The following is a 19,211-nucleotide window of genomic DNA, read 5'->3' as shown; positions in this document are numbered from 1 at the left end:
GGCCCCCCGCCATCCCCCGGTACCCCGCACGGACAAGGAGCCCCCGAGGCGTGACCACCCCAGCCGACGACAAGTACACCCGTGCCCTGCGCACCCCTCCGCCACCGAAGATGACCGAGACGGTCGTCGACGGCGAGACGGTGAAGAAGTACAAGATGCAGGACATCTCGCTGCTGCAGAAGCTGTACAACCGCATCGGTCTGGTCGGGTACAACCTGCTGATCACCTACGTCCCCAGCCACACCATCCGGTTGGCGTGGCTGCGTCTGTTCGGCGCGAAGATCGGCAAGGGATCGACGATCCTGCGGGGTACGACCGTCTTCGACCTCCCGTACCTCACGATCGGTGAGAACAGCAACGTCAGCTTCCGCTGCGTGCTCGACGCGCGGGCCGGGATCCTCATCGGCGACAACGTGGTGATCGCCAGCGACACCCACCTGCTCGGCGGCGGTCACGACATCAACGACCCCGACTTCCTGCCGCTGCCCAAGCCGATGATCATCGAGGACTACGCCTGGATCGGCACCCGCGCACTGCTGCTGCCGTGCCGGGTCCGCCGTGGCGGCGTCGTCGCGGCGCAGTCCATGGTGAACAAGGACGTCGGGGAGCTCGAGGTGGTCGGGGGCAACCCGGCCAAGCCGTTCACCACGCGCAACCCCGACGCGCTGAAGTACTCGGGTCGGTACCGCCCGCTGTTCTACTGATGGACGGCCCGCTGGCCCGGGCGCGGCTCGTCGTCGTCGCGCCCCGGATGGGCGTGGGCGGTGTGGGTGACTACTCGCAGGACGTCATCGACGCGGTCCGGCCGCACGTCGGCGAACTCGTCGAGCACCGCACCGGCATGCCCGGTGCGGACAGCGTCGCCGACCTGCGCCGGCAGAGCGCTGCGATCGCCGAGACCGTCGCCGACGCACCGGGTCCCGTCCTGGTCCACACCGAGCTGAGCGGGGGATCCGTCGCCGGGTTCTGGGGGACGGCCGGGCTGGCGGCCGAGGTGCCCGTCACCGCGACGATCCACGACCCGCCGCACTCGATCTGGTGGCCGGCCCGCACCCGCTTCCTCGCCGAGCACCGGCTGCTCAACCACGCCGTGCACTTCCCGCTGCGTCCGCTGTCGTACCGCGTGCAGCGACGATGGTTGCGCCCGCGCACGGTGTTCGTCCTCACCCGCAGCGGTGCGCGGTCGATCGCCCCGCTGTACCCGCACCTCGACGTCGTGCAGGTGCCGCACATCGTGGCCCGCCGCCCCGACATCACCGCACCCCAGGACCGTCCGCGTGCCGTCGGCTTCTTCGGACTGGTCTACCGGGGCAAGGGATTCGAACAACTCGAGCATCTGCGGGCACACCTCGACGACGACATCGCCATCCGTGTCGCCGGCCGCGGCACCGAGTCGCTGCCACGGATCGACGGCGTCGAGATCGTCGGTGGGGTCGACGGGGCCGACGAGGACGCGTTCTTCGCCTCCATCCGCGCGCTCGTCATGCCCTACGGCCGACGATCGCCCTACGGGATGGGGTACCCCGCCTCCGGAGTGATGGCGCGGGCGATCGCCTACGGCACACCCGTCGTCTGCACCGACCACGGTGCCCTCGCCGACCACGGCGACGGCGACGGCGTGACCGTCATCCGGAATGCGCCCGAGGAGCCCGAGGAACTGGCGGTCGTGGTCGCGCAGCGCGTGCAGGACCTCGTCGACGACGAGGAGGCGCTCACCGTGGCGGGGGAGCAGGTGCAAGCACAGCGCCGTGCGGGCTCGCACGAGGCGGTCGCCGCGCAGTTCTGTTCGACGTGGGCGCGGCTGCTCGGGGACCCGCGGTGACCATCGGGCCGTCCCCGGAGGACGAGCCCCTCGCCGAGGGCACCCGCGCGGTCGCGACGGCGGCGAAGAGCAACCTGCTCACCACGCTCGTGGCGATGCTGTGGCTGTACGGCGGTCGCGGTGTCGGGATGTTGTGGACCGTCGTGCTGCTGGCGCAGCTCGGTGTGTCCGACTACGGCCTCTACGGCATGGCGTACGCCCTGTCGGCGGTCATCGGTCCGCCGATCGACAACCCGTACGTGGTGCGGTCGATGCGGGAGAGCGAGGAACGGTTCGTCACCGAGCGCGCGAGCCGCTTCCTCATCGGCCTGACACTCGTCGTCGCGGGTACAGCGCTCGTCGGTGTCAGTTACATCGCCTGGTTCGGTCTCACCGTCGCGGGCGGCGAGATCGCCTACAAGTCCTATTCGAGTCGTTTCGCCCGCGACGGCAAGGCCGACCGCGTGTGGCGTCTCGACAGCATCCGGCAGGTCGTCAGTGTGGCGCTCGCCTGCGCCTATCTGTTCTCCGTGCCGCATCCCACCCTGCTGGGTGCCAGCGCGCTCTACGTCGCCCCGTACTACGTGATCCTGGTGCTCGCCGCGTTCGCGGCCCGCGGGCACCGACCGCAGCTGCCGGGGCCGCCGCGCCTGACCGCGGCGCTGATCGGCGAGATGCTCGGTACCGCCCTGTATCTCCAGGGCGACGTGCTCCTGCTCGGCTTCCTGACCGACAGCAAGACGGCCGGGTACTACACGCTCTGTTGGACGGTCGCGGCGGCGCTCGCCGCGGTGGGGCAGTCCTTCGGCATGACCTATCACGAGCCGCTGCGCCTGTCGGGAGGGAAGGTGTCGGCGGGTCCGCCGTTGCGTCTGACGCTCGCGATAGGTGGCGCGTCGGCCGGGGCCGTCGCGATCTTCGGTGTGGCCCTGCTGATCTCGCCCGCCCCGACCGAGCTGGCCGTCGCGATGATCATCATCTCGCTGTTCACCGGCATGCGCACGATGATCTCCATCCTGCAGGTGATCCTCTACGCGCAGCGCCGCGACATCATGCGCCTGGCCGCGAACCTGGGACTGGTGCCGGTGAAGCTGGGTGCGGTCGCGGCGTTGGCCCCGATCGGCGCGATCGGTGCGTCGACCGCCTCGGTCGGTGCCGACGCGATCCTGCTCGCCGTCTACGCGACGGCCATCTATCGGAAGCCCATGAGATGACCACGAGACCGACCGTCGCGCTGTTGCTCTCGAAGGACCCGGTCCTCGAGCGCGGTGGTGACGTCGAGCTCAGTCGGCTGCTGATGACGCTCGCCGCCGACTCGTTCGACGTCACGGCGATCTGCCTGTCGCAGGAGACGGGCACCACCCGGATGGACCTGGCGCCGGGCGGGGTGACCCTGCACCGGGTCCGCAAGCCCGAGATCGCGCCGGCGGGTCTCGCCCGACGAGCGCTGCTGGGCCGACGCAGCCTCGTCCACGTCCGCTTCGACAGCCCCGAGTTGAGAACCGTCATCGAGACGGTCGACGCCGACGTCTACCTCGCCGAGCACAGCTACATGGCCGAGTCGTTCCTGGCGTCGCGCCGCGCGGGCACCGACCGGTTGGCCGTCAACACCCATGTCTCGGAGTCGCTGGTGTGGCGGGCGACGCGGGGTGTGCTGGGCCGGGTGGAGGCGCCGCGCCTCGTCCGCGACGAGCTCCGTGTCGCCCGCGCCGCGGACGCCGTCTCGACGTTCGACGCGCAGGAGGCGGACGAGTACCGGGCGGCCGGCGTGCGTACCGCCCGCTGGCTGGACCTGACGCTCCCGCCCGGCGACCGGGTGGAGGTCGCCGACACCCCGCCGCGTCTGGTGTTCCTGGGCACCCGCGACTGGCCGCCGAACCAGGAGGCGTTCGAGCGCGCCGCCGCGTTGTGGCCGCGGATCGGGGCCGGGATCCCGGGCGCGGAACTGTGTGTCGTCGGGGGACGCAGCGCGTCGGCCGCCCCGGTCGAACTGCCCACGGGTGTCCGCGATCTCGGCTTCGTCGACGACCTGCACGGTTTCCTCGCGACGTGCCGGGGGATGGTCGCCCCGATCAGCACCGGGGGAGGCGTGCGGGTGAAGTTCCTCGACGCCGCGCGGATCGGGCTGCCGGTGGTGGGCACACCCGCGGCGGTCGGGTCCCTGGACGAGGTGTTCGGGTTGGACACCTGCGTCGACGACGACGCGCTCGTCGCCGCCGCCCGCCGACTGCTCACCGACGCCGGCGCCGCCGCCGAGGACGGCCGACGTCTTTATGAGGTCAACGAGCAGCGATGGCGGGACCGGCGTCCGCATGCGGCGGTGCGGTCGCTGCTGTCCGACGCCATGGCCTCGCCTCGCTGAACCGGGCCGTCGGTGGGTCCGCTGCCCGGCGGAGTCGATCGGCGTGCACCAGGAACGCGAGGAGCATCGAGAACGTGGTCGTGACCGGCAGCGTGGCGACCACGGGGTGGTCGAGCTGGAGTCCGACGAAGCAGAACCCGATGAAGATCCCGCCGACGAGTGCCCTCGGCAGGGAGCGTCCCGTGATGAGACGCCACCCGACGACGATCCCTGCGATGAGCACCGCGACGAACGCCAGACCTGCGAACAGGCCACCGCGGTAGACCGTCAGCAGCGGGGCGTTCGCCACGTAGTTGACCTGGAAGGCGAGTGCGCCGTCCTTGAACTCCGGTCTCGCCCACCCCAATCCGAAGAACCAGTGCCCGGCCAGCTGGTGCGGGAAGTTCTTCAACGCGTCCTGTCGGGACGAGGAGCTGACGTCCTGGCCGACGAACGACTGCAGCAGGCGGTTGCGCACCTGCGGGGTCGCCGCCGCGGCCACCAGCGCCAGCGCCCCGATGATCGCGACGATGGCCCGCAGCCGCCGGCCCATGGTGTGGAACACCATCACCAGCAGCGCGCCGAGCACCACGCTGACGATGACGCCGCGGCTCAGGGTGAGCACGAGGGCGAGGAAGAACAGCGCGGCGAGCGTCCAGCGCCGCCACCCGTCGATGACGACGAGGCAGACGCACAGCGCGGTCAGCAGCCCGATCCCCGCCGCGTTGGGCTCCACCCACATGCCGCCCAGGCGCGCGGACTGCTCGACACCCTGCGCGTTGTAGACGTAACGCGTCGTGGCGTCGACGATGCCGTACCCGAAGGGACTGAACACCTTCCGGATGGGCAGGCCGGGTGAGGCGAAGATCGCGATGCCGACCAGCGCGTTGAACGCCGCGGCGACGACGAACACGACGCCGACCCGTCGCATGTTGTCCAGCGACAGACGCAGGAGGCCGATCACGGCCAGCGTCACCAGGGCCCACTTCACGTAGTCGACGTAGTCGGAGATCGACAACGCGGTGAACACCACGGACACCGCGGACACGGCCACCAACACCAGCAGCGTCCGTTCCAGGGGATGCCAGTGCATCCCGGCCGACGGGTGGATCGCCGCCGCGAGCACGACCGACCCGCCGAACACCAGGTACAGGGGGAGCGGCGCGAGCGGTACTACGCCGAACGGCAGGAACCCGACGGTCACCGCGAGGCCGTAGAAGAGCCACATGGGATGACGGAGTCCGATGTAGGCCCCCACCGCCAGGCCCGCCAGACCGACGACGCCGATCAACGCCAGTTTGCCGCCGAGCACCGCCGCCGCGCCCGCCAACGGGCCGACGAGCAGCACCGCCACCACCCCGAGCGTCGCGAGTCGCGTCCGACCACCGTCTGTCACGGGGTACATGGTGACACCCGTGTGCCCGGGACGCACCGGTAGCATCGCCGCAGGCTGTCATCCATGCGGCCGACGCCGGGGGACGCGTCGTGGTCGTCACACCGGGGTTCGTCGGAAGTGTGTCCTGCGCACACCCCCGCTAGGGTGACACCGTCACGACGATCGTTGCCGTCTGCACACAACGATGAAAGATCGGCAACCACAGACGAACGGAGTCGCCCCTTGGCGATCGGGGATTATCTGCGCGCGTTCCGCCGGTTCTGGTGGCTGATCGTCGTGGTCGCCGTCATCGGTGCGGCCGGCGGATACGTGTGGTCGCTCGTCGCCGGGCCCAAGTACGAGTCGACGGCGCAGCTGTTCGTCACGACGCAGAGCGGCACCTCCGTCGGCGACGCCTACCAGAACAATCTGTTCTCCCAGGAACGCGTGAAGTCCTATGCGGGTCTGGCGACCAGTCGCCAGGTGGCCGCCCGCGCCGTGGAGCAGCTGAAGTCGTCGATGTCCGCCGACGACCTGCGGTCGAAGATCTCGGCCGCCCCGGTGCCCAACACGGTGCTGTTGAACGTCACCGCGACCGACTCCGACCCGGTCGCCGCCCAGACCTACGCCAACGCCGTGGCCGACCAGCTCGTGCAGCTCGTCAGCGAACTCGAGACCTCCCGCCGCGGAGGAACACCGGCCGCCGGCGCGATCCTCGTCGACGACGCGGACTACCCGTCCTCGGCATCCGGGCCCTCCCTCGTCACCCGCATCGGTCTCGGTGCCGTCGCCGGGCTGGCGCTCGGCGTCATCGCGGTGATCGTCCTGGCGCTCGTCGACACCCGCGTCCGTCGACGCGAGGGTGTCGAGGACATCGCCGGCTCACTGGTCCTCGGCGAGATCGTGGCGGACCCGAACCGACCCGGGATCGCCGCCGTCGACCCCGCCGCCGGTGGCGAACTCGTCGAACGCACACGTCAGCTCGCGACCAATCTGCGGTTCGCCCGGACCGCCGCCGGCGGACGACCGGTAGTCGTGGCGGTCACCAGCCCGGCGCACGGTGACGGGCGGTCGACGCTCGCCATCGACCTCGCCGCGGTGCTGGCGGAGTCCGGTCGCCGCGTGCTCCTCGTCGACGGTGACCTCCTCGCGCCGACCCTGGCCGACCGTCTGCTCTCCGCCGACCCGGGCGGTCGGCCTCGACCGACCGGTGGTCTGAGCACCGTGCTGCTCGGCGACGACACCCTCGACGACGCGGTGATCACCCGGGTCGGCGGCCGCGGTTTCGCGCTGCTGCCGGCCGGCCCCATCCCGAACTCGCGCGGCCGGCTGTGGGGCGGCGACCGCGCCCAGCAGGTCTTCGCCGACCTCGCCGTGCGCTTCGACCACGTCGTCGTCGACACCCCGCCGTTGGAGACCTGCACCGACGGTGCGGTCGCGGCGGCCCTCGGAGACGGCGCGCTCGTCCTCGCCCGACTCGGACACACCCGCAGCACCGCGTTGCGACGCGGTCTGGAATCCCTGTCCACCGCGCACGCCGAGTTCCTCGGCGCGGTGGTGACCGATGCCGGTCGCGCCCACGACGACACGCCGGGAGCGGGAGACGACCGATCCGACGGGTCCGGCCCGTCGAACACAGACGGGGAGGATCGACGACGCGGGCACCACCACCGCGCGGACGACCCGGACAACGACCCCGGATCCGAAGATCGGTAGGACCATGCACCGCATTCTGCGTTCCCCACGGAGGTCGATCGGAGTCGCGCTCGTCGCGGCGGCAGTGGCTGCGGTGTCCGCGTGTTCGAGCGCGACGCCCCCGCCTCCCCCGGGGGACACGCCTGCGGTGACGAGCTTCGCCCCGCTCTTCGCCGGTTCGCCGAGCGTCCCGCCGCCGGCGTTGGGTGGTTCCGCGCCCGGCTCGTTGGTCTCCGTGCGCCCGCTGGCGGGCAACGAACCCCTCGAGGACGTCGGGGCCCGCGTCGAGCGTGTCGTCTACAAGTCCACGTCCGGTGTCGACGGGTCGCGGACCGACGTGTCCGGCGTCATCGCCATCCCGCCCGGCATCGCGCCGAAGGGCGGGTGGCCGGTCATCGCGTTCGGTCACGGCACCACCGGTGTGCTCGACAAGTGCGCGCCGTCGGACTTCAGCACGCTCGTCGGCAACGGCTCGATGATGGCGAGCATGATCCAGAGCGGTTTCGCGGTGACCCTGCCCGACTTCCAGGGACTCGGGGTCAAGGGCTATCGCAACCCGTTCCTCGACGGCGCGACATACGGCAACAACATGATCGACTCGGTGCGCGCCGCCCACAATCTCGACCCGGCCGCGGTCGGCACCACATGGGTTGCCTTCGGCCACTCGTTGGGCGGACTGGCGGCATGGGGCGCCGCGGACCGTGACGCCTCCTACGGCGGCGGGATGGCCCTCAAGGGCACCCTCGCGATGGCTCCGCCCGCCGACATGTCCGGCCTCGCCGACGCCGCGCAGGCCGGGACGCTGACCGGAGACCAGCGGGTTGCACTGATCTTCGCGTTGCAGTCGCTGTCGTGGACGAACCCCACCCTCGACCTCGACCGCTACCGCACGCCCTCGCTGGCGAAGAAGTGGGATGTGCTCCTCGACTGCACCGCGCCGCTCGACGAGGTGCTCAAGACCCGCGACACGGTCACCAACGCCGACCTGAAGCCGGACACCCCCGCCGACACCGCCCGGCTCCGGACCCTGCTCGAGCAGTGGGCCGTGCCCAAGAACCCGGTCAGCGGGCCGATGCTGGTGATGTTCGGGACCAAGGACGAGCTCGTGAACTGGCAGTGGACCCAGGCCGCACTGGACAAGGCCTGCACGATCGGCGGCACGATCGAGATCGACAAGCGGATGGGCGAGGGCCACGGCGACCTGGAGAGCGACCGGGGTCTGCCGTGGCTGAAGGACCGTCTCGCCGGGCAGGCGGCGAACAACTCCTGTCCGCCCCGGACGTGAGGCCACCGCACCCCGTCCCCACACCGGCCGACTACGTCCGGTTGGTGCTGCGCGGGTGGGTGCTGGTGGTGGCGGTGACCGTCCTGTCCGCCGGCGCCGGGCTCGCCGTGTGGGCGACCGGTGACACGACCTACTCGTCGCGGTTCGACCTCTTCGCGATTGTCGACGGGCCGAGCAACCCCCGGGCCGCCACCCAGAACGACCTCGGTGCCCGGGCGCGCATCCCGACCTACGCCGACCTCGCGACGTCCCCGGAGGTCGCGGCGAAGGCGAACGAACTCCTCGGCGGGTCGGCACCGGATCTGGCCGCCCACGTCACCGCGACCCAACGACTCGACTCCGCGCTGCTCACCATCGACGTGGACGCCGACAACCCCGCCGACGCGGAGCGCCGCGCGACCGCGGTCGCCGGTGCGCTCGTGGCGGTGACGCGGCAGCTGGAGAACAACGACGAACTCGGCCCGCAGGCACAGGTCACACCTGTCGGCTCCGCATATCCCGCCGTCGAGGTGCACACGTCCCTCGTCCGGGACGTGGGCCTGGCCGCCGCGGTCGGCTTCATCTGGGCCGTGATCGGCGTGATCGCGCTGGGTCTGCTCTCCGATCGCGTCCTGCTCCGGCGCCATGTCGACGAGGTGGTCGCGCAGGTGCGTGCCGGCGTGCCGGGGCGTACCTCGTGACCCGGACGTCGCCCGGTGTCGCAGCGCGGGGTCGACGCGCGCTCGGCGTGGTCCTCGTCGCGATCGCGGCGCTCTCTACCCTCGTCGCGTGCGGTGGTGACTCCCCGCGGGCGGAATCGTCCGACATGACGGGGGTCCCGATCGCGGGCGACTTCTCCGGGAGCGGCCCCGGCACGCTGCGGTCGGCCGAGAGCCTGCCGACCGTCGACCGCCGGGTGACCCGTCTGACGTCGATCGCCGCGCGGGTCACCTACGAGTCGACCTCCGGGGTGGACGGGTCGACGCAGCTGGTCTCGGGGACGGTCTTCTCGCCCGTGGGACCCGCCCCGGCCGGCGGCTGGCCGATCGTGGCCTACGGACACGGGACGACCGGCGTGCAGCACGAGTGCGCGCCGTCGTTGTCGCCGTCGCTGCTGGGCTCGGCCGACGCCGTCGGCATCCTCGTCAAGGACGGTTACGTGGTGGTCATGCCGGACTACCAGGGTCTCGGACTGGACGGGACCTACCACCCGTACCTGGACGCGGCGACCGTGGGGCACAACATGATCGACGGCGTCAAGGCTGCTCGGAAGCTCATCCCGGACACGTCGAACCGCTGGGTGGCGATCGGTTCGTCGCAGGGTGGTCAGGCCGCGTGGGCCGCCAACGAACTCGCGGCCTCGGACGACGGCGGACTCGACCTGCTCGGCTCGGCCAGTCTCGCGCCCGTCGCCGACATCAGTCGCATGGCCGACAAGGCCGCCGCGGGCACACTCACCCAGCAGCAACAGGGCATCTACCCGTGGATCCTGTGGGCGCAGAAGAAGATGCACCCCGAGATCGATCTCGACGACTACCGGCGGGGCATCGCCGCGCGACGGTGGGATGTGCTGACCGCGTGCCAGGGAGCCCTCGCCGAACAGCGGACCGCCGTGGTGCGGCAACTGACACCCGACGACCTGCGTCCGTCGAGCCCGGCCGCGACCGACGCCCTGCGGGCCGACCTCGAGCGGATGGCCCTGCCGAAGGTGAAGGCCGACGCGCCGATGCTGGTGATCCGCGGCGCCAAGGACCAACTCGTCGACACCGACTGGACCGGGGACGCGGTCGACGCCGCCTGTCGCCGTGGCGATGTCGTCGAGAACTACGTGCTCCCCGACGCCGGACACGACGACATCGACGGCACCGTCGCCGTCGCGTGGACGCAGGCCCGCTTCCGCGGGTCACCCCCGCTGAACACCTGCGGTCGCACCGTGCCGCCGCCGACCGCGCAGATCCCCGGGGCCTCGGCGCCGGACCAACAGTGAGCGGTGTCCGCGTCCGTCGCCGCGTGATCCTGCTCGTCGCGACGTCCGTGGTGGCGGTCGTGGCGATCGTGGCCGCAGTCGCCGTCGTCATCGGTCGGCACCACTCGGTGTCCGAGCCCTCGCCCTTCCCCTTCGCGCGCATCGGTGGCACCGCGCCGGGGTCGTTGGTGTCGGTGGAGGCGATGCCCGACTTCACACGGTCGCTGGTCGGGTCCTCCATGCGGTCGGCGCGGGTCACCTATCGCTCGACGTCCGGCGACACCGGCGCCGGGACAGTGGTGTCCGGCTCGGTGTTCACGCCGCGGACGACCGCACCGGTCGGGGGATGGCCGGTCATCGCGTTCGCGCACGGCACCACCGGTGTCGACACGCCGTGCGCACCGTCGTTGTCGGACACGCTCTCCGAACAGGTCGATGCGGTCGACGCGTTCATCCGTCTCGGATTCGCCGTGGCGATGCCGGACTATCAGGGGCTGGGCGCACCCGGGGTCCACCCGTACCTCGACGCGCGGACCGCCGGCCTCAACACCATCGACGCGGTGCGGGCCCTGCGGTCGACGTTCCCGGACGTGTCCGCCCGGTGGGGCGCCTACGGCGGTTCGCAGGGCGGGGGAGCGACGTGGTCGGCCGCCACGTCCGCGGCCGGGCGGGCTCCCGATCTCTCGCTGGTCGGTGCCGTCGCCCTCGCGCCCGCCGCCGACGTGTCCGGTCTCGTGGACAAGGCGACCGCCCGCACCCTGACCCGCGAGCAGCGGCCGGCGTTCCAGGCCGTCGTCGAGTCCCTCGCACGCCTGCACCCCGACATCGACCGCGACGACTTCCGGCGGGGCGCCGCCGCGACGGGGTGGGCGTCGTTGACCGCGTGTTCGGGTCCGCTGCTCGACGGTCGCGAGGCAGTGGTGGATGCGCTGCGGCCGGGTGACCTGGCCCCGCGGACACCTGCGGCCGCCGCACGTGTCCGCGGACTGCTCCGGGACTGGGCGCTCCCGCAGGGCCCGCTCGTCGCACCGCTCTACGTCGAACACGGTGCTCGTGACGAGTACATCGACGCGGACTGGACGTCGGAGGCGGTGGCCCGTCAATGCCGCGACGGCGGCAGTGTGACGTATCGCATCGATCCCGATCGCGGGCACGGCGACGTGCCCACCGACGACGCTTTGCGCTGGTTGGGGGAACGTTTCGCCGGAATGCCGGTCACGAATTCGTGTTCCACACTGGTGAATTCGCGATGATTCGACCCCTGTGACCTGTGCTTCGCGGTGCGAAGGGTCACAGCCGCTGTTATCGTCGCGCCCATGCGCACCGAGTTCGACACCTACGCCCGTCTGGGCCGCCGCCGGGTTCGCGGTTGGGTCCAGCCCGAGGTGTTCGCGCTGGTGAAACTGCTCGACGAGCGCCAGCGGGCGCTCGGCGTGCGCGGTGGCGCGGCCGAGATCGGCGTGCATCACGGACAGTTGCTCATCGGCCTCGACCTGCTGCTGCGCGAGGACGAGAAGTCCGTCGCCATCGACATCTTCGAGGACCAGGACCTCAACGTCGACAAATCCGGTCGCGGTGACCGCGCCCGATTCGAGGCGAACGTCGCGCGATTCGGCGATCCCGCACGCGTCGCCGTGCACTCGGGCGACTCGACACTCGTGAGCCCCGACGAGTTGCGACGCATGGTGGACGGCGATGTGCGGCTGTTCAGCGTGGACGGCGGCCACACGGAGAACGTCGTGTACTCCGACATGCTGCTCGCGGAGGAGACCCTCGCCAAGGGTGGCGTGGTGATCGCCGACGACGTCTTCAACTTCGCCTGGCCGGAGGTCGTGACCGGCACCCTTCGCTACCTCGAACGGCCGGATGCGCTGCGGCCCTTCGCGATCGGCTACAACAAGGTCTTCTTCGCCGACGCCGAGTTCGCGGACCGCTACGGTGCGGCGATCGCCGAACGCTACGACGGTCGGACGATGTACCACTGCCGCCGGTCGACCTTCGGCGGCTCACCCGTGGTGCTCGTCGCCGACGTCGCCCGCACCCCGCGCGAGATCCTCGCGCGCAGTCCGCTCGCCACCGCGGTGTACCGCCGGCTGCGCGGCTGACGCCGGCTTCCTGTCGCGCCGGTCGGTCAGGACATCGACCGGACCGCGCCGCGATCCGGTGACCACGTGATCGACCCGCGCTGGAAGTCGACCCTCACCGCGCCGCCGCCGACCGGGATCTCGTCGGTCAGGGCGGCACCCAACGACCGTGACCACCCGTCCATCACGCCGCCGCCGATGACGTGCACGCCCCCGAGGTCCGTGGCGAAGACGCTGGTGCCGTCGGCCAGATCCTGGTGATCGTCGGCGTAGAGACCGGTCGGGTAGGAGTCGGCGCCGATGGCCGCCAGCGCGATCCGCGGTGTGGTGGTGACGAATCCGCTCGGGGTCAGGTAGACGACGGCGTCCCGCTGGAACCGTGCCAGCACGCCCGACCGGGTCGCACGGAAGACCGGACTGACGATCTCGCCGCCGCTCGGGTCGAGGGGCGCGCCGGCGAACCGCTCGGCGTCCGGCCCGGGCGTGACCCCCGCGCGGGCGTAGTCGACGACGACCTGCGCCGCGGGCTTCGGCGTGCGATCGGTACGGATGACCCCGAAGTTGTCCTCGTCGTCGGGGACGCCGGTCGCCCTGTCCCGCAACGTGTACCAGAAGACCGGACCGGCGAACGGCAGCTGTCTCCAGTCACGGCCGAAGCCAGAGATCATCTGCGCCTGCCGGTCGAGACCGACTCTGCTGCTGGGGAGTCCGTACTCGGTCGCCCACAACTGCTTCCCGCCGTCGCCGTGATCGCCCATGATGCGGCGCATCTCGGCGATCTGACGACCCGGTGACTCCGGGACGGTCCACGCCTCGGCGAGTCCCAGATCGTACTTGTACGGGTGTACCGACACCGCGTCGAAGGATCCCGCGGCCCCGTCGTCGTACATCGTCCTGAGGAAGTCGACGGGATCGGTGGTGGTCGCGGTGTCGATGACGGTCCCCAACGCGCCCGCCAGCACGGTCACCCGCGGGTCGACCGCGGCGATGGATGCGTGCGCCGCGCGCAACAGCCGGGTGTAGCGCCCGGCGTCGACCTTCGGGGCGAAGAACATCGAGCTGTTCGGCTCGTTCCAGATCTCGTACGCCGAGACGCGACCGCGGAGGTGTTCGGCGGTCGCGCGCACGAACGTCGCCCACTCGGACACGTCGCGGGGGGCGGCGTAGGGCCCGCCCCCGGCGGCCGGGTCGCCCGCCCACGCGGGACTGCCGCCGACGGTGGCCAGCACGCGCAGACCCCGGGCGCGGGCCCCGTCCACCAGATGGTCGACGACCGACCAGGTGTACGCGGCGGGGCCCGTCGGCTGGATCGCGGCCCAGAACACCGGCACCCGGATGGAACCGAGGCCGGCGGCGGCGATCGCGTCGAGATCGGCGTCGGTCGCCGCCGTGCCCTGCCAGTACACCTCGGCACCGAGCGCGATCCCGAAACCGTGTCCCTGTGCGGCGATCCCGTCCGACGTCGACGGCGACGGCGACGGTGCCGGCGCGCGTCCGGGATCCGACGATCCGCACGCGACCACCCCGACGCCCACCAGGGCCACCATGACCGCCGCGAGGACGCGACCACGGAGCAGGCGACGCATGGGGCCGATACCTTTCGCGAGACGGGGTGAGCGCTGAAACCTCCCCCGAGACGCCAGTGAATCACAGCGCGCGGGCCTCCCGAGGATCCGTCGGCGCGTCGGTCGTGGTGCCGACCGGTCGTCGGCACCTTATGCTCCGGGTGAACACATCACGGGACAGATGCATCGGGGGCGTCGGATCCTGCCGACGTCGATCAGGGGAGCGGTGGCGATGACCGAGCAACGGGTCGGGGGCGTCGCCCCCGGCGTACCCGTCGGGAGTCCGACGTCGACGGTGGCACCGACGCCGGGTGCTCGACGTCATCGCCGCATCCGCGGCCTCGACGGCCCCCGCGGCATCGCGTGCGTCTGCATCCTCGTGGTCCACGTCGCCGGCCACTACTCCCAGCACACCGCGGAGTCCGGGAAGCTGCAGATCCTCGGTCAGGCGCTGATCTTCTTCTTCGCACTGTCGGGCTTCCTGCTGTACCTGCCGATCGTGCGGGGGCTCTTCGCCGGTCGTGACCACCAACCGGACGTCCGCAGCTTCGTCGTGCACCGCGTGCTGCGGATCATGCCGTGCTATCTGGTCGTGTTCCTCATCGCGAACTTCGTCCTGCAGGCGGTGTTCGTCCGCAACGCCCAGCAGGCGCTGGTCGTCGGCAGCGAGGCCGGGACCGGGATGATCACCGACCCGATCACGTTCCTGGCGAACATCTTCCTGGTGCAGACCTACGTCCCGGGTCTCATCCAGACCGGTATCAACCCGTCGTGGTCGCTCACCCTGGAATACGCCTTCTACATCAGCCTGCCGCTGGTCGGCTGGGGTGTCTTCGCCCTCCGTCGCCGTCGAGGCACCTCGCCGATGCTGTTGGCCATGCTCGCGCCGGTCGCCTTCTGCGTGCTGGGTGTCGTCGGCACCGCCGTCGCCGACGCGATCGCGCGGGCGCAGGGCATCGACGACGTCGTCGCCGCGAACTTCGGACCCAACTGGTCGGCGGTCATCCTGCGCAGCTTCCTCGGCGGGGCGCAGACCTTCACCTTCGGCATGATCGCGGCGGTGCTGTTCGTCGCCGTCGAGTCGGGGGTGCTGTCGGCGCGCTTCGCGGTCTGGGCGCGGCGGATCAGTGCCGTCCTGCTGCTGCCCGCGCTGCTGGTGATGCTCGTACTGCTGGTGGCGGGCAGCAACCAGCAGGTCGTCGCCACGTCGTTCGCCAGCGGACTGATCATCGCCATCATCGTGTTGCCGCTCGCGCACGACGCCCGCTCACGGATCGCCGAGGTGGTCGACTGGCGGCCGTTCGAGTACCTGGGGCGGATCTCGCTCAGCATGTATCTCTGGCATTTCCCGCTGCTCATGGCCCTCGGCCGGTGGGGTGCGCTCGGCGGGGACACGTGGGCCGGGCTGGGCCGCAACCTGGTGATCGTCTTCGCGGTGACCTTCGTCTGCGCCTCGCTGACCTACCGCTTCGTGGAGAAGCCGGCCATCGACCTGGCCAGGCGGGTGCGCACGCGCTGACGCGCGACGCGACTTCACGGAACCGGAAGAGTCATTCGCCAGGGTAAATCCTGCACTAATGTCACCTCATCGACGGATGGCGATCTGCAGCGGGGGGTGACCGATGGTCGCCACGGTCGCTGCTGTCGTTGTCCGGGCGGCACCGACCGATCGCGATCGCGGTGGCCGCCCTCGTGCTCCTGACGGTGCTGTCGGCCTGCACCCCGTCGCCCCGGTCCGATCCCGGTGTGCCGACGACCCCGACGCCCCTGGCTGCCCCGACACCGTTGGCACGGGTCGGCGTCAGCGGCGGCACCAACCTCATCGGATCCGACGCGGTGACGATCGAGAAGTCGATGCGGGCCATGAACGACCTCGGGGTGTCGCTGCTGCGGATGGACATCGCGTGGCCCGCCGTCGAGCCCGCGGACGGCGTGTGGAACTGGGGGCCCACCGACTCGGTGGTGAACGCGGCGCGACGCCACGGGATCGAGATCCTCGGCATCCTGGACTACACCCCGGCGTGGGCGGCGGGCAGGCCGGGCCCCATCGCCGAGCGGCCCGCGTCGGCGGCCCGGTTCGGTGAATTCGCCGCAAACGCGGCACGGCATCTCGCCGGACGCGTCGACACCTTCGAGATCTGGAACGAGCCGAACGGCGGCTACTACTTCCAGCCCGGACCCGACCCCGTCGCGTACACCCGGCTCCTCCGTGCGGCCTACCGTGCGCTGAAATCGGTCGACCGCGACATCACCGTCGTCGGCGGGGCGATCGCCACGGCGGTCGACAGCGACACCACGATGAACGGTCTGCGCTTCCTGAAGGGTGTCTACGCCGCCGGGGGCGCAGGGTATTTCGACGCGCTGTCGGTGCACCCGTACTCGTATCCGGCGTCGTTCAACTCCGAACCCCACGATCCCGACTCGGCGATGCGCATGGTCGCGGACATGTACGCGACCATGCGGGCGCACGGTGACGGTGGGAAGAAGGTGTGGGCCAGTGAGATCGGGTACCCCACCACCGGTGACCTGCCCACCGATCCGCAGACCCAGGCCGACGTCGTCGCCCGGTCGGTCGCGCAGTGGTCGCAGCTGTCCTACGCCGGGCCGGTGATCGTCCACGAACTCCGGGACCGTCGGACCGGGAGTTCGGACAAAGAGGACTCGTTCGGCATCCTGCACACCGACTTCTCGCCCAAACCGGCCTATCAGCGTCTGCGGGAGTTGGTCCGTCGCGGCGTCGTCGACGACGAGGTGTACCAGCGGGTCGTCGCCGCAGCGGCGACCGGCGACGCAGGAGTCGGCGGCGCGGTCACCCCCTGGTACCGGGAGATGTCGCCGCGGGGGATCCCCGTCGTGCGACAGGAGTTCACCGGTGGCGAGGTCATCTGCGCCCGCGACGACTGCTACGCCACCCCCGGGCCGGTCGTGGCCTACCTGGCGTCGCAGCGCGCCGTGCCCGACGGGCCGTTCGTACGGGGCCGACAACCCGCACGCGGCATCCGTCCGATGACGGTGTTCTGGACGTCGTCGACGGGCGTGCACGGGTTGTCCGGTGACATGCTGGATGCATGGCGACCCGAGTACGGCTTCCCGACGACCGACGAGTACGTGGACGGCGACACACGTGTGGTCCGGTGCACGAACGCCGTCATGCGTAAACCGTTCGGGGAGTCGGTGCGGGTGCAGGTCTCGTGACCCGCACGCTCCGATGGGCGTTGGTGGCGGTCGCGGTGCTCGTCGTCGCCGTCGTCGCGGTGGGTTCGGTCGTGCTGTATCCGGTCGTGTTCCCGGCCGAACCCGATCTGCGCGTCCCGGGCGGCCAGACGCCCGGATCGGTCGTGGCGGCGAAGGACTACGGCGACCTCACCCTCCCGATGAAGATCGTGCGCGCCAAAGGCGCCGCCATCACCTACATCTCGACCGCTCCGGACGGGCAGCCGATCCGCGTCACCGGGACCTCGTTCATCCCCGGGGGGACTCCGCCCGAGGGCGGGTGGCCCGTGGTCGCCCTCGACCACGGCACCACCGGCATCGACCAGGCGTGCGCACCGTCGCTCGCGCCGGAGCTGGGTGGGTTGCTGACGATCGCGCAGTCGCTCGTCGGTGCCGGTTACGCCGTCGCCATCCCCGACTACCAGGGTCTCGGTGCACCGGGCGTGCACCCCTACCTCGACTCCGACACCGCGGGCCGGGACACCCTCGACGCGATCCGTGCGACCCGCACCGTGTTCGGGTCGGTGTCGCCGCGGTGGGCCGGTTTCGGCTCCTCCCAGGGCGGCGGCGCGATCTGGGCCGCCAACGAGTTGAGCGCGTCGTACGCGCCCGACCTGCGCCCGCTCGGCGTGGTGGCGGCCGCGCCCGCCGCCGATGTGGTGGGACTCGTCGACAAGTCGCTGGCCGGGACACTCACCTCCGACCAGATGCCGTCGCTGCAGTTGTTCATCGAGGCGGCCGCTCGCTCGCACCCGGACATCGTCCGCGACGACTACCGCTCGGCGCGCGGCGCGCGTCTGTGGGCCACGCTGTCCTCGTGTCAGGGTGCCGCGGCCGCGCAGCGGGGCGCCGTGATCGCGGAGTTGCGACCGGGCGACATCATGCCGCGCTCACCGGAGGCGGCGACGCGACTGAGGGACCTCCTCCAGTCCTACGCCCTGCCGCAACGCCGTGCGTCGGCACCGATGCTGGTCCTCTTCGGCGACGCCGACACCTTCATCGACCCCGCGTGGACACGTGCCGCCGTCCGACGCGCCTGCGCGCTGGGCGACACCATCGAGTCGTCGGAACAACCCGGACGCGGACACGGCGACGTCGACATCTCCGCCGCCCTGCCCTGGCTGCGCGACCGGTTCGCCGGTGCCCCGGCCCCGGACAACTGCCCGCGATGACGACCGCAGCCGACGACGGCCCGACGGCGGTGACGGCGCGCAGCGCGGCGAAGGCCGAGCGGCGCCGCGATCTGCTGGGCGCGGCGGCGGCGCTCATGGCGCGACGGGGCTACGCCTCGGTGCGGCTCGAGGACATCGGTGCCGCGGTCGGTGTGAGCGGGCCGGCGATGTACCGCCACTTCGCGAACAAGCAGGACCTCCTCGCGCAGATGCTGACCGAGATCTCCGAACGCCTGCTCGCCGGGGGGACCGCGGTGGTGACGCGGACGCAGGACCCGATGCACCGGTTGCGGGAGCTCGTCGACGTGCACGTCCGGTTCGCGCTCACCGAGCCGGATCTCATCACGGTGCAGTCGCGTGACCTCGCGTCCCTCGACGAGGGACCACGCGACACGGTCCGCCGGCTGCAGCGGCGCTACGTCGACCTGTGGGCCGACGCGGTCGCCGACGTCACCGGCGTCGACCACCGTGTGGGGTCGGCGCGCGCCCACGCGGTCTTCGGGCTCATCAACGCGGCGCCGCGGATGCCCGACCTCGGCCCGGACGCGGCCGCCGATCTGCTCGGTGCGATGGCACGTGCCGCGCTCACCGTCCCACCCGACGACCCCGACCTGACGGCCCAGGCGTAACGACCGGCGCGCCGACGACGATCACATCTCCAGAGCCGCGCGCCGCGGCCGCGCCGGGGGAAGGATGCTCTTGTGTCACGGCCCACCCGCGCGACCTCCGCCCGTC

At 71.3% G+C, this 19,211-nt stretch carries 16 protein-coding genes; 14 read left to right on the top strand and 2 right to left on the bottom strand.

Annotation, left to right across the window (positions count from 1 at the left end; all coding sequences use genetic code 11):
* Window positions 1-50: 50 nt before the first annotated feature.
* From ACXVUM_RS00215 to ACXVUM_RS00200, 4 genes are read left to right on the top strand one after another with little or no spacing between them, the layout of a single operon-like run.
* Window positions 51-704 (top strand): acyltransferase, encoded by a 654-nt coding sequence (locus ACXVUM_RS00215; protein ID WP_458519887.1) that lies wholly within the window; start codon window positions 51-53, stop codon window positions 702-704.
* Complete coding sequence (locus ACXVUM_RS00210; RefSeq protein WP_458519886.1) at window positions 704-1,822, top strand: glycosyltransferase; 1,119 nt, start codon at window positions 704-706, stop codon at window positions 1,820-1,822. The genes ACXVUM_RS00215 and ACXVUM_RS00210 overlap by 1 nt, the downstream gene beginning before the upstream one ends.
* Window positions 1,819-3,015, top strand: coding sequence for a lipopolysaccharide biosynthesis protein (locus tag ACXVUM_RS00205; protein WP_458519885.1), 1,197 nt, complete (start codon window positions 1,819-1,821; stop codon window positions 3,013-3,015). The genes ACXVUM_RS00210 and ACXVUM_RS00205 overlap by 4 nt, the downstream gene beginning before the upstream one ends.
* Window positions 3,012-4,163, top strand: a complete 1,152-nt coding sequence (locus ACXVUM_RS00200; protein ID WP_458519884.1) for a glycosyltransferase — start codon at window positions 3,012-3,014, stop codon at window positions 4,161-4,163. Before ACXVUM_RS00205 ends, ACXVUM_RS00200 begins: the two co-directional genes overlap by 4 nt.
* On the opposite strand, the gene ACXVUM_RS00195 is transcribed toward ACXVUM_RS00200, so the two are convergent.
* Window positions 4,081-5,547 carry an O-antigen ligase family protein gene (locus ACXVUM_RS00195; protein ID WP_458519883.1) on the bottom strand — a complete coding sequence of 489 codons (1,467 nt, stop codon included), beginning with the start codon at window positions 5,545-5,547 and terminating at the stop codon, window positions 4,081-4,083. The two genes, ACXVUM_RS00200 and ACXVUM_RS00195, sit on opposite strands and share 83 nt — an antisense overlap.
* 213 nt (window positions 5,548-5,760) lie before the next feature.
* Between ACXVUM_RS00195 and ACXVUM_RS00190 the strand changes: the two genes are divergently transcribed.
* The 6 genes from ACXVUM_RS00190 (at window position 5,761) to ACXVUM_RS00165 (ending at window position 12,547) form a co-directional block, all read left to right on the top strand.
* The gene (locus ACXVUM_RS00190; protein WP_458519882.1) at window positions 5,761-7,233 is read left to right on the top strand and encodes a Wzz/FepE/Etk N-terminal domain-containing protein; all 1,473 of its coding nucleotides are present in this window, start codon (window positions 5,761-5,763) and stop codon (window positions 7,231-7,233) included.
* 127 nt (window positions 7,234-7,360) lie between these two features.
* On the top strand, window positions 7,361-8,497 hold the full coding sequence (locus tag ACXVUM_RS00185) for an alpha/beta fold hydrolase (protein ID WP_458519881.1): 1,137 nt from the start codon (window positions 7,361-7,363) through the stop codon (window positions 8,495-8,497).
* Entirely contained in the window at window positions 8,494-9,177 is a 684-nt protein-coding gene (locus tag ACXVUM_RS00180) for a YveK family protein (RefSeq protein ID WP_458519880.1), read from the top strand. Before ACXVUM_RS00185 ends, ACXVUM_RS00180 begins: the two co-directional genes overlap by 4 nt.
* Window positions 9,174-10,463, top strand: coding sequence for a lipase family protein (locus ACXVUM_RS00175; RefSeq protein WP_458519879.1), 1,290 nt, complete (start codon window positions 9,174-9,176; stop codon window positions 10,461-10,463). The genes ACXVUM_RS00180 and ACXVUM_RS00175 overlap by 4 nt, the downstream gene beginning before the upstream one ends.
* On the top strand, window positions 10,460-11,695 hold the full coding sequence (locus ACXVUM_RS00170) for a lipase family protein (RefSeq protein WP_458519878.1): 1,236 nt from the start codon (window positions 10,460-10,462) through the stop codon (window positions 11,693-11,695). The genes ACXVUM_RS00175 and ACXVUM_RS00170 overlap by 4 nt, the downstream gene beginning before the upstream one ends.
* Before the next feature lie 63 nt (window positions 11,696-11,758).
* Window positions 11,759-12,547 carry a class I SAM-dependent methyltransferase gene (locus tag ACXVUM_RS00165; RefSeq protein WP_458519877.1) on the top strand — a complete coding sequence of 263 codons (789 nt, stop codon included), beginning with the start codon at window positions 11,759-11,761 and terminating at the stop codon, window positions 12,545-12,547.
* A 26-nt stretch (window positions 12,548-12,573) separates the two neighbouring features.
* On the opposite strand, the gene ACXVUM_RS00160 is transcribed toward ACXVUM_RS00165, so the two are convergent.
* Window positions 12,574-14,112 (bottom strand): cellulase family glycosylhydrolase, encoded by a 1,539-nt coding sequence (locus ACXVUM_RS00160; RefSeq protein ID WP_458519876.1) that lies wholly within the window; start codon window positions 14,110-14,112, stop codon window positions 12,574-12,576.
* Window positions 14,113-14,323: 211 nt separating this feature from the next.
* Between ACXVUM_RS00160 and ACXVUM_RS00155 the strand changes: the two genes are divergently transcribed.
* The 4 genes from ACXVUM_RS00155 to ACXVUM_RS00140 all read left to right on the top strand — a co-directional run bounded on the left by ACXVUM_RS00155 (window position 14,324) and on the right by ACXVUM_RS00140 (window position 19,105).
* Window positions 14,324-15,610, top strand: coding sequence for an acyltransferase family protein (locus ACXVUM_RS00155; protein ID WP_458519875.1), 1,287 nt, complete (start codon window positions 14,324-14,326; stop codon window positions 15,608-15,610).
* A gap of 161 nt (window positions 15,611-15,771) precedes the next feature.
* Complete coding sequence (locus ACXVUM_RS00150; RefSeq protein WP_458519874.1) at window positions 15,772-17,286, top strand: cellulase family glycosylhydrolase; 1,515 nt, start codon at window positions 15,772-15,774, stop codon at window positions 17,284-17,286.
* Window positions 17,283-18,476, top strand: coding sequence for a lipase family protein (locus ACXVUM_RS00145; RefSeq protein WP_458519873.1), 1,194 nt, complete (start codon window positions 17,283-17,285; stop codon window positions 18,474-18,476). Before ACXVUM_RS00150 ends, ACXVUM_RS00145 begins: the two co-directional genes overlap by 4 nt.
* A complete protein-coding gene (locus tag ACXVUM_RS00140) occupies window positions 18,473-19,105 on the top strand; it encodes a TetR/AcrR family transcriptional regulator (RefSeq protein ID WP_458519872.1) in 633 nt (210 codons plus the stop codon). Before ACXVUM_RS00145 ends, ACXVUM_RS00140 begins: the two co-directional genes overlap by 4 nt.
* Window positions 19,106-19,211: the final 106 nt, after the last annotated feature.

The organism is Williamsia sp. SKLECPSW1 (assembly GCF_054332755.1).
Note: the sequence above shows the minus strand (reverse complement) of the source record. Positions and strands in the feature narration are given on the sequence as shown.